Source organism: Paenochrobactrum gallinarii (genome assembly GCF_014205685.1).
Lineage (GTDB): Bacteria > Pseudomonadota > Alphaproteobacteria > Rhizobiales > Rhizobiaceae > Paenochrobactrum > Paenochrobactrum gallinarii.
Genome location: NZ_JACIIU010000008.1, coordinates 56895 through 76609, shown reverse-complemented (window position 1 = coordinate 76609; position 19715 = coordinate 56895). Strand labels below are relative to the sequence as shown.

General features: G+C 50.0%; 19 protein-coding genes. 13 read left to right on the top strand and 6 right to left on the bottom strand.

Annotated elements, in window-relative coordinates; all coding sequences use genetic code 11:
* Positions 1 to 67: 67 nt before the first annotated feature.
* Entirely contained in the window at positions 68 to 3523 is a 3456-nt protein-coding gene (pyc, locus tag FHS77_RS09690; RefSeq protein ID WP_184222791.1) for a pyruvate carboxylase, read from the top strand.
* A gap of 63 nt (positions 3524 to 3586) precedes the next feature.
* Here the strand turns inward: pyc and FHS77_RS16395 are convergent, their stop codons facing one another.
* On the bottom strand, positions 3587 to 3829 hold the full coding sequence (locus FHS77_RS16395) for a molybdopterin cofactor-binding domain-containing protein (RefSeq protein ID WP_184222789.1): 243 nt from the start codon (positions 3827 to 3829) through the stop codon (positions 3587 to 3589).
* 25 nt (positions 3830 to 3854) lie between these two features.
* Positions 3855 to 4043 (bottom strand): molybdopterin cofactor-binding domain-containing protein, encoded by a 189-nt coding sequence (locus FHS77_RS16390; protein ID WP_184222786.1) that lies wholly within the window; start codon positions 4041 to 4043, stop codon positions 3855 to 3857.
* 86 nt (positions 4044 to 4129) lie between these two features.
* Here FHS77_RS16390 and FHS77_RS09675 point away from each other — a divergent pair, with 86 nt between their 5' ends.
* The 3 genes from FHS77_RS09675 to FHS77_RS09670 all read left to right on the top strand — a co-directional run bounded on the left by FHS77_RS09675 (position 4130) and on the right by FHS77_RS09670 (position 5372).
* Positions 4130 to 4270 carry a hypothetical protein gene (locus FHS77_RS09675; RefSeq protein ID WP_184222784.1) on the top strand — a complete coding sequence of 47 codons (141 nt, stop codon included), beginning with the start codon at positions 4130 to 4132 and terminating at the stop codon, positions 4268 to 4270.
* Between the two features lie 27 nt (positions 4271 to 4297).
* A complete protein-coding gene (locus tag FHS77_RS16385; RefSeq protein WP_281383597.1) occupies positions 4298 to 4420 on the top strand; it encodes a hypothetical protein in 123 nt (40 codons plus the stop codon).
* A 184-nt stretch (positions 4421 to 4604) separates the two neighbouring features.
* Entirely contained in the window at positions 4605 to 5372 is a 768-nt protein-coding gene (locus tag FHS77_RS09670) for a sulfite exporter TauE/SafE family protein (RefSeq protein WP_184222782.1), read from the top strand.
* 37 nt (positions 5373 to 5409) lie between these two features.
* Here FHS77_RS09670 and scpA read toward each other — a convergent pair whose 3' ends face one another.
* The 3 genes from scpA to FHS77_RS09655 are packed head-to-tail and all read right to left on the bottom strand — an operon-like array spanning position 5410 to position 11135.
* Positions 5410 to 7554 (bottom strand): methylmalonyl-CoA mutase, encoded by a 2145-nt coding sequence (gene scpA / locus FHS77_RS09665; RefSeq protein WP_184222780.1) that lies wholly within the window; start codon positions 7552 to 7554, stop codon positions 5410 to 5412.
* Entirely contained in the window at positions 7554 to 9557 is a 2004-nt protein-coding gene (locus tag FHS77_RS09660; protein WP_184222778.1) for an acetyl-CoA carboxylase biotin carboxylase subunit, read from the bottom strand. Before FHS77_RS09660 ends, scpA begins: the two co-directional genes overlap by 1 nt.
* Positions 9558 to 9602: 45 nt before the next feature.
* Positions 9603 to 11135 carry an acyl-CoA carboxylase subunit beta gene (locus FHS77_RS09655; RefSeq protein ID WP_184222776.1) on the bottom strand — a complete coding sequence of 511 codons (1533 nt, stop codon included), beginning with the start codon at positions 11133 to 11135 and terminating at the stop codon, positions 9603 to 9605.
* A gap of 129 nt (positions 11136 to 11264) precedes the next feature.
* Between FHS77_RS09655 and FHS77_RS09650 the strand changes: the two genes are divergently transcribed.
* Positions 11265 to 12686 (top strand): helix-turn-helix domain-containing protein, encoded by a 1422-nt coding sequence (locus FHS77_RS09650; protein ID WP_184222774.1) that lies wholly within the window; start codon positions 11265 to 11267, stop codon positions 12684 to 12686.
* A 9-nt stretch (positions 12687 to 12695) separates the two neighbouring features.
* Here the strand turns inward: FHS77_RS09650 and FHS77_RS09645 are convergent, their stop codons facing one another.
* Positions 12696 to 13307, bottom strand: a complete 612-nt coding sequence (locus tag FHS77_RS09645; protein WP_184222772.1) for a glycosyltransferase family 29 protein — start codon at positions 13305 to 13307, stop codon at positions 12696 to 12698.
* Between the two features lie 222 nt (positions 13308 to 13529).
* Between FHS77_RS09645 and FHS77_RS09640 the strand changes: the two genes are divergently transcribed.
* From FHS77_RS09640 to FHS77_RS09605, 8 genes are all read left to right on the top strand, one after another.
* The gene (locus tag FHS77_RS09640) at positions 13530 to 14189 is read left to right on the top strand and encodes a DapH/DapD/GlmU-related protein (protein ID WP_184222770.1); all 660 of its coding nucleotides are present in this window, start codon (positions 13530 to 13532) and stop codon (positions 14187 to 14189) included.
* A 122-nt stretch (positions 14190 to 14311) separates the two neighbouring features.
* Complete coding sequence (phnN, locus tag FHS77_RS09635; protein ID WP_184222768.1) at positions 14312 to 14878, top strand: phosphonate metabolism protein/1,5-bisphosphokinase (PRPP-forming) PhnN; 567 nt, start codon at positions 14312 to 14314, stop codon at positions 14876 to 14878.
* A 183-nt stretch (positions 14879 to 15061) separates the two neighbouring features.
* Positions 15062 to 15781: a phosphonate metabolism transcriptional regulator PhnF gene (gene phnF / locus FHS77_RS09630; protein ID WP_184222766.1), complete on the top strand. Its 720-nt coding sequence runs from the start codon at positions 15062 to 15064 to the stop codon at positions 15779 to 15781.
* Positions 15782 to 15876: 95 nt separating this feature from the next.
* Positions 15877 to 16332, top strand: a complete 456-nt coding sequence (gene phnG / locus FHS77_RS09625) for a phosphonate C-P lyase system protein PhnG (protein ID WP_210307092.1) — start codon at positions 15877 to 15879, stop codon at positions 16330 to 16332.
* Positions 16332 to 16883: a phosphonate C-P lyase system protein PhnH gene (phnH, locus tag FHS77_RS09620; protein ID WP_184222764.1), complete on the top strand. Its 552-nt coding sequence runs from the start codon at positions 16332 to 16334 to the stop codon at positions 16881 to 16883. The genes phnG and phnH overlap by 1 nt, the downstream gene beginning before the upstream one ends.
* Entirely contained in the window at positions 16883 to 17968 is a 1086-nt protein-coding gene (locus FHS77_RS09615; RefSeq protein WP_184222762.1) for a carbon-phosphorus lyase complex subunit PhnI, read from the top strand. Before phnH ends, FHS77_RS09615 begins: the two co-directional genes overlap by 1 nt.
* Positions 17965 to 18879, top strand: a complete 915-nt coding sequence (locus tag FHS77_RS09610; RefSeq protein ID WP_184222760.1) for an alpha-D-ribose 1-methylphosphonate 5-phosphate C-P-lyase PhnJ — start codon at positions 17965 to 17967, stop codon at positions 18877 to 18879. The genes FHS77_RS09615 and FHS77_RS09610 overlap by 4 nt, the downstream gene beginning before the upstream one ends.
* Positions 18876 to 19706 carry an ATP-binding cassette domain-containing protein gene (locus FHS77_RS09605; protein ID WP_184222758.1) on the top strand — a complete coding sequence of 277 codons (831 nt, stop codon included), beginning with the start codon at positions 18876 to 18878 and terminating at the stop codon, positions 19704 to 19706. Before FHS77_RS09610 ends, FHS77_RS09605 begins: the two co-directional genes overlap by 4 nt.
* Positions 19707 to 19715: the final 9 nt, after the last annotated feature.

Here is a 19715-nt window from a genome sequence, read left to right as displayed (position 1 = left end):
ATAAAAATGTGAATTGAGAGTTACGTTTGCAGTAAATTCCACCAGATAAAATACGGGAGACTTTATCTTGTCCATCAGGAAGATTCTTGTCGCTAATCGTTCCGAGATTGCTATCCGTGTGTTTCGCGCGGCCAACGAACTGGGGCTTAAAACGGTAGCCATATGGGCTGAAGAAGATAAACTTTCCCTTCATCGCTTTAAAGCGGATGAGAGTTATCAGGTGGGACGCGGGCCGCATCTGGAGCGTGATCTGGGGCCGATTGAAAGCTATCTCTCTATTGATGAAATTATCCGTGTTGCCAAATTATCCGGCGCTGATGCCATTCATCCGGGCTATGGATTGCTTTCCGAAAGCCCTGAATTTGTTGATGCCTGCCGTGAAAATGGTTTGATTTTTATCGGCCCTAAAGCCGAAACCATGCGCCGTCTGGGCAATAAAGTGGCTGCGCGCAATCTGGCTATCGAAGTGGGCGTGCCGGTGGTGCCTGCCACTGATCCGCTGCCTGATGATATTGAAGAAGTGAAAAAACTGGCAGCTAAAATCGGCTATCCGGTGATGCTGAAAGCCTCTTGGGGTGGTGGTGGCCGCGGTATGCGTGCTATCCGCTCTGAAAAGGATTTGGAACGCGAAGTGGTGGAAGCCAAGCGCGAGGCCAAGGCGGCTTTCGGTAAAGACGAAGTTTATCTGGAAAAGCTGCTGGAGCGCGCGCGCCATGTGGAAGTGCAGATTTTGGGCGACCGCCACGGCAATGCTGTTCATTTATATGAGCGCGATTGTTCTATTCAGCGCCGCAACCAAAAGGTGGTTGAGCGCGCACCGGCGCCTTATTTAAGCGATGAAAAGCGGCAGGAAGTGGCGTCTTATGCGCTGAAAATTGCTAAAGCCACCGATTATATCGGCGCTGGCACTGTCGAATTTTTGATGGATGTCGACAGTAATGAATTTTATTTCATTGAGGTCAATCCGCGTATTCAGGTTGAGCATACCGTGACTGAAGAAGTCACAGGTATTGATATTGTCAAAGCGCAAATTCACATTTTGGAAGGCTTTGCCATTGGCACGCCGGAATCCGGTGTGCCTGCGCAAGAAGACATTCATTTGCATGGCCATGCGCTGCAATGTCGTATCACAACAGAAGATCCGGAACAGAATTTCATTCCCGACTATGGCCGTATTCAGGCCTATCGTTCGGCTTCCGGTTTCGGCATTCGTCTTGATGGCGGCACGGCTTATTCGGGCGCTTATATTACCCGTTATTATGACCCGCTGCTGGTAAAAGTGACAGCTTCCGGCTCTACGCCGATTGAAGCAATCCGCCGGATGGACAGAGCTTTACGAGAATTCCGTATTCGTGGTGTTGCAACCAATCTGACCTTTGTGGAAGCGATTATTAATCATCCAAGCTTTCAGGCTAATGATTATACCACGCGTTTCATTGATACGACGCCTGAGCTTTTCACCCATATGAAGCGTCAGGATCGCGCGACCAAGCTTTTGACCTATATTGCCGATGTGACGGTTAATGGTCACCCTGAAGCACGCGGTCGCGCCAAACCTGTTGCAACTGCCGCACCAAAAATTCCTTATACGCCTGACAAAAAGATCGTCGACGGCACCAGGCAATTGCTCGATCAATTGGGCGCGGAAAAATTTGCGCAATGGATGCGTGATCAAAAACGCGTGCTGGTAACCGACACCACTATGCGCGACGGGCATCAGTCATTGTTGGCCACACGTCTTCGTACCTACGATATTGCGCGTATCGCCGACACTTATGCACGGGCTTTGCCTAATCTTTTCTCGCTCGAATGCTGGGGCGGCGCGACATTTGATGTGTCGATGCGCTTCCTGACAGAAGACCCGTGGGAGCGTCTGGCGATGGTGCGTGAAAATGCACCCAATATTCTGCTGCAAATGTTACTGCGCGGCGCCAATGGCGTTGGTTATAAGAGCTATCCGGATAATGTCGTTAAATATTTCGTGCGTGAAGCAGCACGCGGCGGCGTTGATTTGTTCCGTGTGTTTGACAGCCTGAACTGGGTTGAAAATATGCGCGTTTCGATGGACGCGATCCGTGAAGAAGGCAAACTTTGCGAGGCAGCGATTTGCTATACCGGCGATATTTTAAACAGCGCCCGCCCGAAATATGATTTGCAATATTATGTTGATCTGGCGCGTGAGGTGGAAAAAGCCGGCGCCAATATCATTGCGATCAAGGATATGGCTGGCTTGTTGAAACCGGCTGCCGCCAAGCAATTGTTCAAAGCTTTGCGTGAAGCCACCGATCTGCCATTGCATTTCCACACTCATGACACATCAGGCATTGCAGCAGCCACCGTTTTGGCGGCAGTGGATGCGGGTGTTGATGCTGTGGATGCGGCGATGGATGCTCTTTCCGGCAATACATCGCAGCCGTGCTTGGGCTCGATCGTCGAAGCCTTGCATGGTGATGAGCGTGATACCGGCCTTGATGCCGATGCTATTCGCAAAATCTCCTTCTATTGGGAAGGCGTGCGCAATCAATATGCCGCCTTTGAAAGCGATCTCAAAGGCCCTGCATCGGAAGTTTACCTGCATGAAATGCCGGGCGGTCAGTTCACCAACTTGAAAGAACAGGCGCGCTCATTAGGGCTTGAAAGCCGCTGGCACGAAGTGGCACAGGCCTATGCGGATGTGAACCAGATGTTTGGCGATATTGTCAAAGTCACACCATCTTCCAAAGTGGTGGGTGATATGGCTTTGATGATGGTGAGCCAGGATCTGACCGTCAAGGATGTTGAAAATCCGGACAAGGATATTTCTTTCCCGGACTCCGTCGTGTCGATGATGCGTGGCGATTTGGGGCAGCCGCCTGCGGGGTGGCCGCAAGCTTTGCAGAAGAAAATTCTGAAAGGTGAAAAGCCTTTTACGGTGCGTCCGGGCTCATTATTGGCCCCTGCCGATCTGGAGGCCGAGCGCAAGAGTGTTGAGGCAACGGTTGGTCGTTCTGTTACTGATCAGGAATTTGCATCATCGCTGATGTATCCGAAAGTGTTTGCCGATTATTCGGCGGCGCAGGAAAATTATGGCCCGACCAGCGTTTTGCCGACACCTGTCTACTTCTACGGACTGGCTTCCGAGCAGGAAGTGTTTGTTGATCTGGAAAAGGGTAAAACCCTTGTTGTCGTCAATCAGGCGATCAGTGAAACAGACGAAAAAGGCATGGTCACTGTGTTCTTTGAACTCAATGGTCAGCCGCGCCGTGTTAAAGTGCCAAATCGTGCCAAGGGAGCTGCGGGCGGTGTGAAGCGCAAAGCGGAAGCCGGCAATGATAAACATGTCGGCGCACCGATGCCGGGTGTGGTTTCAACCGTCGTGGTGGCGAGCGGTCAGGCGGTTAAGGCGGGCGATGTGTTACTGTCGCTGGAAGCTATGAAAATGGAAACCGCAATTCATGCAGAGCGTGATGGCACATTGGCCGAAGTGCTGGTGCGCGCTGGTGAGCAGGTAGATGCAAAAGACCTGCTGATTACTTACGAATAAATTTTGCAAAATATTGGTAATAAAAAACCCCGACAGCAATGTCGGGGTTTTGCTTTTTTAATATTAGCGTAGCTCGCTTGATAATTCCCTGATGTCGCTGGGATTGAGCGACGTATTGTGTCCCGTATCATTACGCAAAAAGGCGAGATCATCACGCGGTTCAATATCATCAGGGCTTGCTTGCAGAAAATGTGCTGCAATGGCATTTAGTTTATGGGTCATTTGCGACGAAACCACATGTACAGCACCGCCGCTCAATGACCCGCCGCAACTGCCCCATGTGCCGACCGAATAGGGCGATCCCATCGTGTCTCCATGCTTGACGAAAACGTCATCCGATCTCACCTAAAGCGTTGGCCGCAACCCGCGCCATGGTGGATTCCAGCCCCTGACCATGACTTTGCAATCCTAGATTGATGGTCACGGTGCCGTCTGGTGCCATTTTCACATGAACTGCAATATAGCCGGTTTCAATCGGTATCCGGTAGCGGGTAAAATCCGGCGTTCCAGGCCCGATCACCGGCAGCGGTAAACGGGAATGTCGAATAGGGCATTGTCGCCGGAAATTAAAACCATTGTCGATCAGGCCATGGCGGAAACGCAGGAATGGACACGTGGCTGGTTTCAGAAAAATCCGGACGAACAGACAGGCTTGATGATAAAGGCCGGCACAATGCGGTTATCCGCGCCACGTGTGATAGTGAGGTTGGTAATCCGGCGGTTATTCCTGCCCATTTGTTTGAATAACTCGGGCAATTACAAGGTGATCGCGGCGTGCGTATGTTGATTGAAACAAGCGCTGTAAGAGTGATTGATGTCGTAATTTGCGCGGCGGATTTGAGTGATGTTGATACGGCCGAAGCCTTGGAAAAAGCTGGCGGCTATTTGGCAGATTAATTGTTTTTAACCACTTGAAGTGAGTTTTTTGCTAAAATTTATGCTATGGACAGAAACGCCAAGCAACATTGTTTATCTTTTTTTATGCTTGCTTTTTATTGCATATTAGAGCTTCTCGAGTGTTGCTGTTTAAAGTACAGTATTTAATGTCCTGTATATAAAATAATCTGAAAGCATAAAAATTATGGACCCGGTGAATATAGTAGCGCTTTTGCTACTGGCGGGGCTTGCAGCCTATATGCAAACTTTAACTGGCTTTGCGCTTGGTCTTATTATGATGGGCGGCATTGCGCTGGCCTCTATCATGCCGATCAATGAAGCGGCGATATTGGTGAGCTTTTTAACAATCATCAATGCGGTTCAGGTACTGGCAAAAGGTTGGCGTGATATTGCCAAGCGTGAATTTACCCTGATTATTATTCCGAGCCTTTTCTTTTTGCTTGTGGGCTATTGGTTGCTTGGGCTGTTGCTGGGCAGCTCCGTCAATTGGTTGAAATTGGTGCTGGGCATTTTTATTGTTATTTCCAGCATTCAATTGCTGATGAAGCCAACACCTCTGGAAAAGCGTTCGTCCGCGGGTTCGTTTGTGTTTTTTGGTTCACTTGCCGGACTGATGGGCGGCTTGTTTTCAACGGCAGGGCCACCATTAGTTTATCATTTATACCGACAGCCTTTAAGGCTTGCAGTTATTCGCGAGACGCTGGTTGCAATTTTCGGGCTGAATGCATTGTTGCGCCTTGGCACTGTGACGTTCACAGGGCAGATGCCGTCGGGCGGATTTTGGTGGAGTTTACTGGCTATACCGGCGGTGATCATGTGTACATATCTGGCACGCCGTTTTCCGCCGCCGCTTTCACCGGTCGCCTTACGCCGATTAGCATTTGTTTTATTGTTCTTGTCTGGCGCTTCACTGGTCATACCTGCATTTTTCACGCTTGTTGCAGTTAATTAAAAGGCTCCCCAATATTAATTAGGGAGCCTATTATTGTTTACAGCGTGTTCGGGCGTTTGCCTTCGAGCAGATCAAGCACGGTGCGTGCTGCTTCCATCACATTGGTGCCAGGGCCAAAAACGGCCGCAACACCATTTTCATAAAGATATTCATAGTCTTGGCGCGGTATAACACCGCCAACCACTACTATAACCTGACCCGCACCGCGCTCTTTCAAAGCTTTGATGAGCTGCGGAGCGAGCGTTTTATGGCCTGCTGCCAGTGATGACATACCAACCACGTGCACCTTTTGCTGCACGGCCATGTCGGCTGCTTCTTCCGGTGTCTGGAAGAGCGGGCCAGCGAGCACATCAAAGCCCATATCGCCAAAGGCAGAGGCGATGATTTTGGCGCCGCGATCATGGCCATCCTGACCAAGTTTTGCCACCATGATTTTGGGTTTCTGGCTTAAGGCTTGTGAGAATTCGCCTAAGCGTTCCACCAGCGTTTGATATTCAGGGTCGCCATCATAGGCGTCGCCATAAACATCACTGACCACTTCCGGAATGGCAGCATGATCACCATAAACCGCGCGCATTGCATCGGAAATTTCGCCAACTGTTGCGCGTTGACGTGCGGCTTCCACGGCAGCTTCCAGAATATTACCTTCGCGCGTGCGGGCAACTTCCGTCAAGGCTTTGAGTGCTGCTTCGACCTTAACTGCATCGCGATTGCGCTTCATTTTTTCGATGCGCTCAATCTGCGCCAGTCTTACAGCCGTATTGTCGATCTCGAGAATATCTAGCTGATCTTCGTTTTCCAGACGATATTTATTGACGCCGACAATCACTTCATCGCCACGGTCAACCGCAGCCTGACGCCGTGTTGCAGCTTCTTCAATTAGTCGTTTTGGCATGCCCGTGGCAACCGCTTTGGTCATGCCGCCGAGTGCTTCCACTTCTTCAATGAGCGCCCATGCTTTTTCAGCCAGATCATGGGTCAGGCTCTCGACATAATAAGAACCAGCCAGCGGATCCACCACATTGGTGACGCCGGTTTCATGCTGCAAAATAAGCTGCGTATTACGAGCAATACGTGCCGAAAATTCGGTTGGCAGCGCGATCGCCTCATCAAGCGCGTTGGTATGGAGCGATTGTGTGCCGCCAAGGGCTGCCGACATTGCTTCATAGGCGGTGCGGATGACGTTGTTATACGGGTCTTGTTCCTGTAACGACACGCCGGAGGTCTGGCAGTGGGTGCGCAACATCAAGGAGGAGGCCTTTTTCGGCTCAAATTCTTCCATGATACGCGTCCAGAGCAAACGCGCGGCGCGAAGCTTTGCCGCTTCCATGAAGAAGTTCATGCCGATGGCGAAGAAGAAGGACAGGCGTCCGGCAAAATCATCGACATTCAAGCCTTTTTTCAAGGCTGCGCGTACATATTCGCGCCCGTCTGCCAGTGTGAAAGCCAGCTCCTGCACCAATGTCGAACCCGCTTCCTGCATGTGGTAGCCGGAAATGGAAATCGAGTTAAAACGCGGCATTTCTTTAGCGGTATATTCGATAATATCCGCGATAATCCGCATGGATGGCTCGGGCGGATAAATATAGGTGTTACGCACCATGAATTCTTTCAGAATATCATTCTGAATGGTGCCGGAAAGCTCGGCGCGTGAGCAGCCTTGTTCTTCGCCCGCGACAATGAAATTGGCGAGGATCGGAATAACCGCGCCATTCATAGTCATGGAAACCGACATGTCTTTGAGCGGAATTCCGTCAAAAAGGATTTTCATATCCTCGACACTGTCAATGGCCACACCTGCTTTACCGACATCGCCGACAACGCGCGGATGGTCGCTGTCATAGCCGCGATGTGTTGCCAGATCGAAGGCAACCGACAAGCCTTTTTGTCCGGCAGCCAGATTGCGTTTATAAAAAGCATTGGATGCCTCAGCAGTGGAGAAACCGGCATATTGGCGGATTGTCCACGGACGGCCGGCATACATGGTGGCGCGGGGGCCGCGCACGAATGGTGCAAAACCTGGCAGCGTGTCCAGATGTTGCACACGCTCCAGATCATCGGCTGTGTAGAGTGGTTTCACCGGAATGCCTTCCGGTGTTTGCCATGTCAGTGTGTCGGGAGATCGTTTGATCTCCTTTTCCGCCAGCTTCTGCCAATCGTCGATATTTACTTTATCCGTCATTAAATGAACTCCAGAATAAGCTCATCAACAGCCAGACTTTGACCGGCAGATGCCAGTACACGTTTCACCACGCCGCTTTTTTCTGCGCGCAAGGTGTTTTCCATTTTCATTGCTTCAACAATTGCCAATGCTTGTCCTGCCTCCACGTGATCGCCCTCCGCGACTTGAATGGAGGTTATCACACCCGGCATCGGGCACAATAGCATCTTGGATGTATCCGGTGCTTGTTTAACCGGCATTAATTGTGCAAGTTCTGCCACACGAGGGCGGCGGACAAAACATTTTACATCAATGCCGCGATAACGAAGCCGCAAAGCATTGCCGTTCATGTCGATTTTGACACCCAGCGTTTCGCCATCAACATTAAAGGTGCCAAGACCGTTACCCGGTTTCCAGTCACTTGAAACATGGAGCACTGTATCGGCACCAATGAGGACGCGCAAACCTGCCTCATGATCTTCAATCATCACGCCGGTCGTCTGCTGGTCAAGGCTGACAACCCATTCTTTGGCCAAAGGTGCGATATGGTCAGTTAAAGTTCCGCTTATCTGTGCGGCGCGTTCTTGCACGATTTTATTGATGAAGGCTGCAACCGCTGCCAATTTTTGAGCGGTTTTCGTATCGGCTTCAACGCCGTGGAACCCTTCTGGAAACTCTTCAGCAATGAAAGCAGTGGTGATATTGCCATCACGGAAGCGCTGGTGCTGCATGACCGCAGACAGGAACGGCAGATTGTGGCCGATGCCTTCCAGCTCAAACTCGTCCAAAGCACTGCTCATCGCGTCAATGGCAGTGATGCGATTTGGTGCCCATGTGCAAAGTTTTGCGACCATCGGGTCGTAATACATGGAAATTTCGCCGCCTTCATAAACGCCGGTATCATTGCGCACAATGGTGCCGTCTGCACTTTCACCTTCGCTTGGCGGGCGGTAGCGGGTGAGGCGGCCAATCGATGGCAGGAAGTTGCGATAAGGATCTTCAGCGTAAAGGCGGCTTTCAATTGCCCAGCCATTAAGCTTTACATCAGTCTGCTTGATGGTCAGTTTTTCACCGGCTGCCACGCGGATCATCTGCTCAACAAGATCAATGCCGGTGATGAGTTCGGTTACCGGATGTTCGACCTGCAAACGGGTGTTCATTTCGAGGAAGTAGAAGTTGCGTGAACCATCGACGATGAATTCAACCGTACCGGCTGAATGATAGCCAACGGCGCTGGCCAGGGCCACAGCCTGCTCGCCCATGGCGCGCCGTGTTGCTTCATCCAAAAATGGTGATGGCGCTTCTTCAACTACTTTTTGGTTGCGGCGCTGAATGGAACATTCACGCTCGCCTAAGTAAATAATATTGCCGTGCTTGTCGCCAAGCACCTGAATTTCGATATGGCGTGGCTGAGTGACGAATTTTTCAATGAAAATACGGTCGTCACCGAATGAGTTTTTAGCCTCATTTTTTGCAGCCTGAAAGCCTTCACGAGCTTCCAGGTCGTTCTCGGCAATACGCATACCCTTGCCGCCACCGCCGGCAGAGGCTTTGATCATCACCGGATAGCCGATATTGGAAGCAATTTTAACCGCTTCATCAGCACTTTCGATCAGCCCCATATGACCGGGAACTGTGGAAACGCCCGCCTCAGAAGCCAGTTTTTTCGAGGTGATTTTATCACCCATTGCAAGAATTGCGCCTTCTGGCGGGCCAATGAAAGCAACGCCGAGCTTGTCGAGAGCTGCGGCAAATGTCGGATTTTCCGACAAGAAGCCATAGCCCGGATGAACAGCATCAGCACCGGTTTGACGGATGGCATCCAGAATTTTGTCGATGACAATATAGGACTGATTAGACGGTGCTGGCCCGATATGGACAGCTTCATCAGCCATTGAGACATGAAGTGCGTTACGGTCGGCGTCTGAATAAACAGCAACTGTGGCAATGCCCATTTTCTTCGCGGTTTTGATGACGCGACAGGCAATTTCACCTCGGTTAGCAATGAGAATTTTTTTAAACATATTAAATCCAGCTTCGGTTGAATGGTTTAAGCCCGAGGGAAAAAATCACAGCGGAATTGTATCGTGCTTGCGCCAGCGCTTTTCAGTGCGCTTGTTGCGCAGTGAAGCAAAGGCACGGGCGATACGGCGGCGCGATGAATGAGGCATGATAACCTCGTCGATAAAGCCGCGTTCTGCTGCCACAAACGGATTGGCAAAACGGGTTTCATATTCCGCTGTGCGTTCCGCGATTTTTTCCGGATCATTCAGTTCCGAGCGATAGAGAATTTCGGTTGCGCCTTTTGCACCCATCACAGCAATTTCTGCCGTTGGCCATGCATAGTTGATATCAGCGCCGATATGTTTGGAAGCCATCACGTCATAAGCACCGCCATAGGCTTTACGTGTAATGAGTGTGACCATCGGTACAGTGGCTTGTGAATAAGCAAAGAGCAATTTCGCGCCATGCTTGATGACGCCGCCATATTCCTGTGCGGTGCCCGGCAAAAAGCCCGGTACGTCGACAAGGGTGAGGATCGGGATGTTGAACGCATCGCAGAAGCGCACAAAACGTGCCGCTTTACGGGACGCATCAATATCAAGGCAACCAGCCAGCACCATCGGCTGGTTAGCAACAACACCGACGGTCTGGCCATCAATGCGGACAAAGCCGGTGAGAATGTTTTTGGCGAAAGCTTCTTGAATTTGAAAGAAAGCACCTTCATCGGCGATAGCGTAAATCAACTCGCACATATCATATGGCTTGTTGGATGCATCCGGAATGAGGGTGTCGAGGCGTTGCTCAAGGCGTGCCGGATCATCAAAGCTTGGACGCTTTGGTGTGCTTTCCAGATTGTTGAGCGGCAGGTAATCAAACAGGATGCGCACTTGTTCAAGCGCTTCAATGTCGTTTTCATAAGCGCCGTCCGCAACAGAAGATTTGCTGGTATGGGTGCGTGCGCCGCCCAGTTCTTCAGCAGTAACAATTTCGTTGGTGACGGTTTTAACCACATCAGGGCCGGTGACAAACATATAAGAACTGTCACGCACCATGAAGATAAAATCGGTCATGGCAGGGGAGTAAACCGCACCACCGGCGCATGGCCCCATGATGACGGAAATCTGCGGCACAACGCCGGAGGCTTCGACATTGCGTTTAAACACTTCGGCATAACCCGCCAGCGATGCAACGCCTTCCTGAATACGTGCGCCGCCGGAATCATTCAAGCCAATGACAGGCGCGCCGTTTTGCAGCGCCATATCCATAATTTTGCAAATTTTTTGCGCGTGTGTTTCAGACAAAGATCCGCCGAGAACGGTAAAGTCCTGACTAAACACATAGACCTGACGGCCATTGATGGTGCCCCAGCCGGTTACAACGCCGTCACCGGCGATTTTCTGGGAGGCCATGCCGAAATCCACCGCGCGGTGGGTGACATACATGTCGTATTCTTCAAACGACCCTTCATCCAGCAGCACTTCGATACGCTCACGGGCGGTCAGCTTACCTTTTGAATGTTGGGCATCAATTCGCTTCTGGCCGCCACCAAGCCTTGCTTCCGCACGGCGTGTTTCGAGTTGCTCTAAAATAGATCGCATTTCATCTCCCAATTGCAAAATATTGCACTTTTTTTAACACCTTAACGGAAGAGGGGGCTTCACAGAACCGGTAAACATGTGGCAATGTGTAAATTATAAAAATGCAAACTCAAAATTGCGAAATTGCAAATGGCTATTGGTAAACTCTATATCGGGCGTAAAATTCGTGAATTGCGCGATGCGCATAAATCCACGCAGAGTAAGTTTGCCGAGCGCATTGGCATTTCAACCAGCTATCTTAATCAGATTGAGAATAATCAGCGTCCGGTTTCCGCGTCTGTCCTGGTGGCTCTGGCTGAAAAATTCGAGATTAATATCTCCGAATTGTCTTCAGGCGAAGGTGACCGATTGCTTTCGGCTTTGTCCGAGGCGCTGAATGATCCGATTTTTGACAATCTCAATATGACCGCGCAGGAGCTTAAACTTGTCAGCCAAAGTGCGCCGAATATGGCGCATGCTTTGATCCGTGCGCATCAGGGATTTCGTCGTAATAGCGAGCAGTTAGCATCACTTAGCGATAGTTTGGGGCGCAGTGCCTCATTAGCAGAAACCACGCCTTTTGAAGAAGTGCGCGACTTTTTCCATTTCGTAGATAATTATATTCATGCACTCGATATTGAGGCAGAAAAACTATCGCAGGAATTGCAGCTCGAAAATAGCGATCGTCGATATACACAGCTTTGCCAGTTTTTAGAGCAAAAGCATCAAATTCAAGTGGTGAGCGACAAGGATAGCGGCGAGATTTTGCGGCAGTTTGATCCGCTGACTTCGACCTTACGCATGAACCCTTATGCGGCGCCTTCAACACGTGATTTTCAGTTAGGCTTGCAAATTGCGCAGGTTCACGCCAGTGAGCTGATCGAGAATATTGCAAAAAATGCAAATTTTCGCACGCAGGAAGCCTTTGAAATTTGCAAAATCGGCTTACAAAATTATTTCGCTGGTGCGCTATTGCTGCCCTATACGTTTTTTCATAGCACAGCCGCAGAACTGCGCCATGATCTGGAACTATTATCGGTGCGCTTCGGGGCAAGTCTTGAACAGGTTTGCCATCGTTTGAGCACATTGCAACGTCCGGGTTTAAAAGGCGTGCCGGTGTTTTTTGCCCGTGTGGATCGTGCCGGTAATATTACCAAGCGCCACAGTGCGGCGCGGTTGCAATTTGCTCGTTTTGGTTCGGCCTGTCCGCTGTGGAATGTGCATGAGGCCTTTGAAACCCATGATCGCATCATTCGCCAATTAGCGGAAACACCGGATGGTGCGCGTTATCTTTGCTTAGCAACACAGATTTCTAAAGGTACGGGTGGTTTCAGCCGGCCGCAGCAGCGTTATGCTTTGGCATTTGGCTGTGAAATTTCCTACGCGCATACATTTATTTATTCGGATGATCTGGATTTATCGGCGCGTGCAAGTTTTACGCCAATTGGCGTTTCCTGCCGTATTTGTGAGCGCACGCAATGTCCGCAGCGCGCTGTACCGCCATTAATGCAGAAAATTCAGGTCGATCATAATAGCAGAGCGACATTGCCATATTCGATTGCTAAATCTTGAAGAGTCCACTTAGTTGAGAAAACTAAGACGCCCTTCCTGTATTTTTTGTTCAATCCATTGACGCTCGGCATCCCATGCATGGCGCTTCCAGCCCTCCCATGTGAAACCGCAAATGCGGATATCCCATTCGCCAGCATCATGGGTTTGCAACATATGCCAAATGCCTAAAAAGCCGGTGCTTGGGAAAAGTCTCTTCATGTCTTTTTCCGCAATGCCGAGTTCGGCGCAAGCCTGCATATAAAATTGCGGTGACATGATATGGATGTCTTTATATTCGCCAATAATATCAATCGTTTGATGCGTCCAATCGGCACGACGTCCTTTCAGTCGTGAAAGAATATTCGGTTGCGGGTGATATTTTGCGATAATGCTTGGATGATAAGGCAGGAGGATTTCTTGTGCGGCTTTAAAAACCGGCGACTGAATAAAGTCAGGTTCCTGCAAACGTTTTTGCATATGTTTACTGGTAGCGGCAACCATGAGCAGGTCGGTTTTACTGCTGCTCTGACCAACGGGGTGTTGGGCATCATTAAAGCGAACAACATAATCTGCACTGTCTATGGCTTGTGAGAGATCCGAGCCAAGTGGACCATTGCCGACCAGAACCAAAGTTTTTTTCATTATCAGATACTGCTTTTCGTATAAGTAGGTAATTTCCATTCAACCAGCGCAATGTGACAACAAAACGAAACGCGAAATCACTTTTTTTGCATTAGTAATATGTAATGTAAAAATTCGTGAGCAGATACATCAAACTGACATGAACTCGTCATGAGCAGATTACATCTATGCGTTAATGGGAGCGGATAATATTTATCAGCACCTTTTAAAGGCTTGGTTCTCGTGAAAAAGCTCTCTGTCACACCGCTCGTGCATGACACTGCCGACATAAAAAACAGCACATTGGGTGCTTACACCGAAGTGGGGGCGCGCAGTCGCGTCTCCGAAACAGCACTGGGTGATTATTCATATCTTGGTATCGATTGCGAAATCTGGTGTGCCGATATTGGCAAATTTGCAAATATTGCCAGTCATGTTCGCATTAATGCGACAAACCATCCGACATGGCGTGCGACTTTGCACCATTTTACCTATCGTGCCAGCTATTACTGGCCGGATGAGCAGGATGAAGCCGAGTTTTTTGAATGGCGCAGAAACCATATGGTGACGATTGGTCATGACACATGGTTTGGTCATGGTTCTACCATTTTACCCGGAGTCAGTGTTGGTAATGGTGCCGTGATTGGTGCAGGAGCGGTCGTTAGTCGTGATGTGGCGCCTTATACGATTGTTGGCGGCGTACCTGCACGTCTCATCCGCGAGCGTTTTGATCTGGCCACAGGGCAGCGTCTTAATAAACTGGCTTGGTGGGATTGGGATCATCAGCAATTGCATAAAGCACTCGATGATTTTCGCAGCCTCGATATTGAGGCGTTTCTTGCAAAATATGAAAGTGCTGTGAACACAAAGACTGTGATGCAGCATTTAAACCATGATGCATAAAATAAGCTTTTATCATGCTTGCAACCGGTCGACTTTCTATCTGCCAACTATTAAACCCATGCATGCACGCGTTGGCAGAGTGACAATTTTTGCACCGCTTGCAAAGGAGGCCTGTAACATCAATGCAGAATGAGAATTCCCAAGGCTGTTTCATTGCGGTTGTAGGCCCCAGCGGAGCCGGTAAAGATACAATCATGGATGCTGCGCGTGAAGCGCTGAAAGATGATGATCGTTTTCATTTTGCTCGTCGTATTATAACGCGTCCGCAAATGGCAGGCACAGAAGATCATGACACGCTGAATGAAGATGAATTTGCTCAGGCCGTTGCAGAAGGTGCTTTTGCGCTTCACTGGCAGGCTCATGGTTTAAACTATGCTTTGCCGCGCTCAATAGACGAAGAAATCGCCAAAGGTGCGATAATGATCGCGAATGTCTCGCGCCGTGTACTTGATGAAATTCGTGCCAATTATCCATGTCGTTCGGTGGTTATGATTACGGCACGTTCCGATGTGTTGGCAAAGCGATTGGCTGCACGAGGCCGCGAAACAGCACAGGACATTGCAGCACGTCTTGCTCGAGAAGTCCGCTTCGATGATGATGCATCAGATGTCGTTACAATCGACAATTCCGGCGATGTCTCTTTTGCGATTGAGGCCTTTTTACAGCATTTGAGAAGGTTTAAAGCGTAAAATTTATTGTTCATCGTCATTTGATAACAACAAAAAGCCCCGATGATCGGGGCTTTTTGTTGTTAGCGGTTTATCACGATAAAATTAATGCTGAAGGTCATGAACTTGTCTCGCTAGTTTCATACGCCCTACACAAACTATAGCTAAAACATAAGTCATCCGAATGACTATGAGGCTTTTAAGTTGCGGGAACAGTGGCAGATAATTCGTGATGAAATCGCTGAGGATATTACCAAAGGTAGCATTCTTTCGGGTGAAAAATTGCCGACCGAACCGGAGCTCTGTCAGAAGTTCGGCGTAGGGCGACATTCTGTGCGCCGCGCTATCGATGCGCTTGCCGTTGAAGGCAAATTAAGGGTCGAGCATGGCCGCGGCATCTTTGTAGAAGATGCACCGCTGATTGATTATAATATTGGTCGTCGTGCGCGTTTCCGGCAAAACTTGCGCGCGCAAGGTGTGGTGCCGGGCGGTAGTGTCATCGGTTATGAATTGTGCCCTGCATCATCAGTTGTGGCCAAGGCTCTGCAATTGGCGGAAGGAACGCCGGTACATTGTCTCTTTAGTCAGGGCATGGCTGACGGTGTGCCGATTTGCCTTGGATATTCTTATCATGATGCAGCACGCTTTGCGGATCTGCCAGCTTTGCGGCAGAAAAACGTACCGATTACCGATGTCTATCGTCATTATGGAATTCAGGATTATTTTCGTCTGACCACATCAATCTATGCCCGCCGTGCAGAAAAAGATGAAGCGCAAATGCTGCGTCAGCATGCAGCGCAGCCGGTGCTGGTGGTGTGTAAAACGGACTCGGATTCTGCCCGCCGACCGATTGCTTATTCAGAAGGCATCTGGGCGTCAGATCGCGTAAAATTTACCTTCGAAGAACGAGAAGAAGGTCAGTAGGCCGGCTTCTTATCAAAGACTGAACTTTAAATGAGGAGACGCCGGAGGTTTAAAAAAACCAAAGGCTATTTCCAAGGGCTAATTAAGGAAAAAGCATGGCTGAACAATGCAGCTCCCTGTTTGCAGGGGGAACGATGACGCACGGCCGGATGCTGAGTGTTCTGGCGCGTATGCCGAAGGAACCTGTGAAAGCATTTGCCGAAAAACTTCTCAATCAGCACGCTGACATCAATGTGCTGAAAAACCGTACCGGCCTTGTAATGCTGCCGATGCGCGACACCGTCAAATCCACTGATTTTCATTTAGGCGAAGTGTTGGTGGCAGAAGCGCATATCCAAAATGATCAGGGCTTGCAGGGCTATGGCATGGTAATTGGCCGTGATTTGGAGCAGGCCATGGCTATGGCGGTGATTGATTTAAGCTTTGCGGCACAAAATGCCGTCGAGGAAATCAGCAATTTTGTCGTAGAGGGCGAAAAAAACATCAGTAAAATGGATGAAGATGTCTTGCGTCATGTGGAAGCAACACGTGTTCAGATGGAGACATTTTGATGACTATGCAGACAGTTATCACGCCTGATGCGGATGAAGCACGCGATAATGCTGTGTTTGACGTGTTGATGAATACGGCTGCGCGCCCGGGTAAAATTTTGTCGTTGCCACATGGGCAATCAACCACACAAACCATGCAGGAAATTGCATTGGCGCTGGTTGATAATGAAACCAGCTTTCATTGTGATGATGAGGCACTGCACAATTTTGTGTCGCTGACCGGCGCATTGAATGCCAAACCGGACGAAGCTGATTTTCTCTTTACCGTTAATGATGCGCAGGCAGCTTTGATGCAGGCAAAGACCTGTGATGCGCTTTATCCGGATGAAGCGGCAACCATTGTGATGCAGGCCAAACTGAGCGGTGGGCAGGCTTTGATCCTGACCGGTCCGGGTATTGAAACAACAGAAATTATTGCGCCGCAAATTGATCCGAAGCTTTGGGACATACGCAATAAGCGCATTCGCTATCCATCTGGTTTTGATTTGATTTTAGTTGATGGCGAGCAAGTGCTGAGCCTGCCGCGCTCTACAAAAATTGAGGTGCAATAATGGCTTATGTCGCAACACGTGGCGGTGAACACGCCATTCATCAGGCTGAATGTCTATATCGGTCGATGATGGGAACGATCAGTCATCAACGGGTTGATGAAGTAAAAAAGGCACTGCCTTTGTTGATTGACCGTGTGATGGGTGAGGCATCGCTTTATGAACCCGATCTGGCAGCACTGGCATTGAGCCAAACCGGTGGTGATCTGTATGAAGCCGTTTTGTTGTTGCGTGCATGGCGTACAACACAGCCGCGTCTGGCAATTGCTAAGCCGGTTTTGCAAGATGAAATTATAACGCATCGCCGTATCTCGGCAGCATTTAAAGACATTCCGGGCGGACAGATTTTAGGCCCGACACTTGATTATTCGCATCGCATTTTGGCAACAGAAGTGCTGGACGCCCATGATTTTGAGCCCGAACCTGTAACCCCTGCGAATAAGCCGGCTCCTGCCTGTCATCCTTCGCTTGCTGCATGGCAAAAGTCACAAGGTCTGGTTCAGGATTACCCGCATGCAGACGTGCCCCGGGAGGATATTCCCGACATTACCCGTGAGCCGCTGCTTTTTCCTTCGCCACGCGCACATACATTGCAAAGCTTGGCGCGTGCTGATACGGGCGGCCTGCTGGCACTTGGCTACTCAGCCATGCGTGGCTATGGCAATGCGCATCCAACCGTCAATGAGCTGCGCCTTGGTGAGGCGGATGTGGTGGTTACACACCCTTCAGGCACAGAATTTTCTGTTGGCCGTGTGAAGATTTCGCAGGCGGAAGTGGTCGATAAAAAAGCCAAAGGCTTGAGCCTTGGTTTCTCCGCCACATTAGGCTGGAACGAGGTCAAGGTTATTTCCGCTGCCACGCTGGATTTGAATGCGGAAGGGGCTGCAAAAGGCTCGCCGGTTGAGGAAGAATTCTTCCTTTACCACACTGAACCGGTGGAAGCGTCAGGCTTCTGTATTCACTTTAAATTGCCGCATTATGTGACCTTCCAATCGTCGCTGGATGCAATCCGCGATGCTCAAAAGAACGCATCTGGTCAACAAGACAATGCAAAATCTGATGCGCGTGAAGAGGAGCCGGCCCTATGAATGCTCTTACCCAATTGACCAAGCCGTGGAGCGCTATGAGCTACGGTTTTCTGGATGCTTCGGCCAAGCGCGAAATACGCCGCAAAATGCTGAAAGCCATTGCGGTTCCAGGCTGTCAGATGCCTTATGCCAGCCGTGAAGTGCCAATGGCGCGTGGTTGGGGAACCGGCGGTTTGCAGGTAACTTTAACGCTTGTAAACCCGAAATCCGTGGTCAAAGTCATTGATCAGGGCGCAGATGACAGCGTGAATGCGGCTTCGATCCGCAAATTTGTCAGCCGTGTTTCGGGTGCGGGTGAAACATGGGATACGCGTGAAGCAACCATCATTCAATCGCGACACCGTATACCTGAAGAAGTGATGGGAGAAGACCAGATTTTGGTGCTGCAAGTGCCAAATCCGGAGCCTTTGCGCCCTGTCGAGCCGAATATGTCGATTGCGCGTGAGATGCATGCGGATGCAGATTATGGCCGTCTTTGGTTGGTGCTTTATGAACAATTGGTGCGCTCAGGCCGCATCATGCAAGGGGCTTCTTATCCCGCACTTGTCAATGGTCGTCATGTGATGACACCATCGCCGATCCCGCGCTGGGATGTGCCGAAGCTTAATATGGCGAAACATCTGACCTTTTTGTCGGCAGGGCGTGAAAAACGCATTTATGCGGTGCCGCCATACACCAAAGTAGAGCCGCTGGTGTTTTCCGATGTGCCTTATCAGGTGGAAGATCACGCCAAACTGACCTGCCATCGCTCCGGTGTTGAAGGCTTCTTCATGAATGAAATTCCGCAAGACAACGGCGGTTCGCTGTTTGAAGTTTCCGACAGTAATTTCGGCATCAAGGCCATTCAGCAAAGCGAAGGCGAAGCCGTTGAAATCGGCAATACATGGTATGAAAATGGTGAGATGAAATGAAGCTTCAGGATTATGACAGTGCGGCATCAGGCGCGATGCAGCTTCTTGCACCGCAATTAATGACCACTAAGCCAATTTTGCAAATGAACAATATCACGCGCCATTATGGTGATGTCACCGCGCTTGATGATGTCTCGGTGGAAGTTTTTCCGGGCGAAGTTTTAGGCATTGTCGGTGAATCGGGCTCGGGTAAATCAACGCTTTTGCGTTTGATGAATTTGGAAGACACACCGGACAGCGGCGATTATCAGCTGGCAATTGAAGGGGCAAGCGACAATCTATTTGCACTTTCCAGCTATGAGCGCCGGATGTTGCGTGCGCAGCGTATCGGTATTGTATATCAAAATCCTCATCTCGGGCTTTTGATGCATAATTCGTCTTCCGGTAATGTGGCCGAGCGCTTGCTGATCGCTGGTGAACGCCGTTTTGCGACACTGCGTGAGAAAGCCAAAACCGCATTGGAAGCTTCGGAATTTCCGATCGTGCGTATGGATGCACCGCCGATTGAATTGTCGGGCGGTATGCAGCAGCGTGTGCAGCTTGCCAAGGCCATCGCGCTGGAGCCAACTTTGCTACTGTTAGATGAGCCGACGACCGGCCTTGATGTTTCAGTACAGGCTTTGGTGCTTGATACGCTCAAACGTCTGCAACGGGAGCGTAATATCACGATGGTGATTGTCAGCCATGATCTGGGTGTCATCCGCACTATGGCCGACCGTGTGGTGGTCATGCGCCGTGGCCGTGTGGTTGAGCAGGGTTTGGCCGATCAGATTTTCCAAGATCCGCAGCATTCTTATACGCAAGCGCTTGTGCATGCGAAACTGTGAGGAAACAGA

Coding starts and splice junctions, on each gene's coding strand:
- FHS77_RS16395 (WP_184222789.1), bottom strand. CDS start 3,829: ATGGGATCGCCCTATTCGGTCGGCACATGGGGCAGTTGCGGCGGGTCA.
- FHS77_RS09675 (WP_184222784.1), top strand. CDS start 4,130: ATGGACACGTGGCTGGTTTCAGAAAAATCCGGACGAACAGACAGGCTT.
- FHS77_RS09670 (WP_184222782.1), top strand. CDS start 4,605: ATGGACCCGGTGAATATAGTAGCGCTTTTGCTACTGGCGGGGCTTGCA.
- scpA (WP_184222780.1), bottom strand. CDS start 7,554: ATGACGGATAAAGTAAATATCGACGATTGGCAGAAGCTGGCGGAAAAG.
- FHS77_RS09660 (WP_184222778.1), bottom strand. CDS start 9,557: ATGTTTAAAAAAATTCTCATTGCTAACCGAGGTGAAATTGCCTGTCGC.
- FHS77_RS09655 (WP_184222776.1), bottom strand. CDS start 11,135: ATGCGATCTATTTTAGAGCAACTCGAAACACGCCGTGCGGAAGCAAGG.
- FHS77_RS09650 (WP_184222774.1), top strand. CDS start 11,265: ATGGCTATTGGTAAACTCTATATCGGGCGTAAAATTCGTGAATTGCGC.
- FHS77_RS09645 (WP_184222772.1), bottom strand. CDS start 13,307: ATGAAAAAAACTTTGGTTCTGGTCGGCAATGGTCCACTTGGCTCGGAT.
- phnN (WP_184222768.1), top strand. CDS start 14,312: ATGCAGAATGAGAATTCCCAAGGCTGTTTCATTGCGGTTGTAGGCCCC.
- phnG (WP_210307092.1), top strand. CDS start 15,877: ATGGCTGAACAATGCAGCTCCCTGTTTGCAGGGGGAACGATGACGCAC.
- phnH (WP_184222764.1), top strand. CDS start 16,332: ATGACTATGCAGACAGTTATCACGCCTGATGCGGATGAAGCACGCGAT.
- FHS77_RS09615 (WP_184222762.1), top strand. CDS start 16,883: ATGGCTTATGTCGCAACACGTGGCGGTGAACACGCCATTCATCAGGCT.
- FHS77_RS09610 (WP_184222760.1), top strand. CDS start 17,965: ATGAATGCTCTTACCCAATTGACCAAGCCGTGGAGCGCTATGAGCTAC.
- FHS77_RS09605 (WP_184222758.1), top strand. CDS start 18,876: ATGAAGCTTCAGGATTATGACAGTGCGGCATCAGGCGCGATGCAGCTT.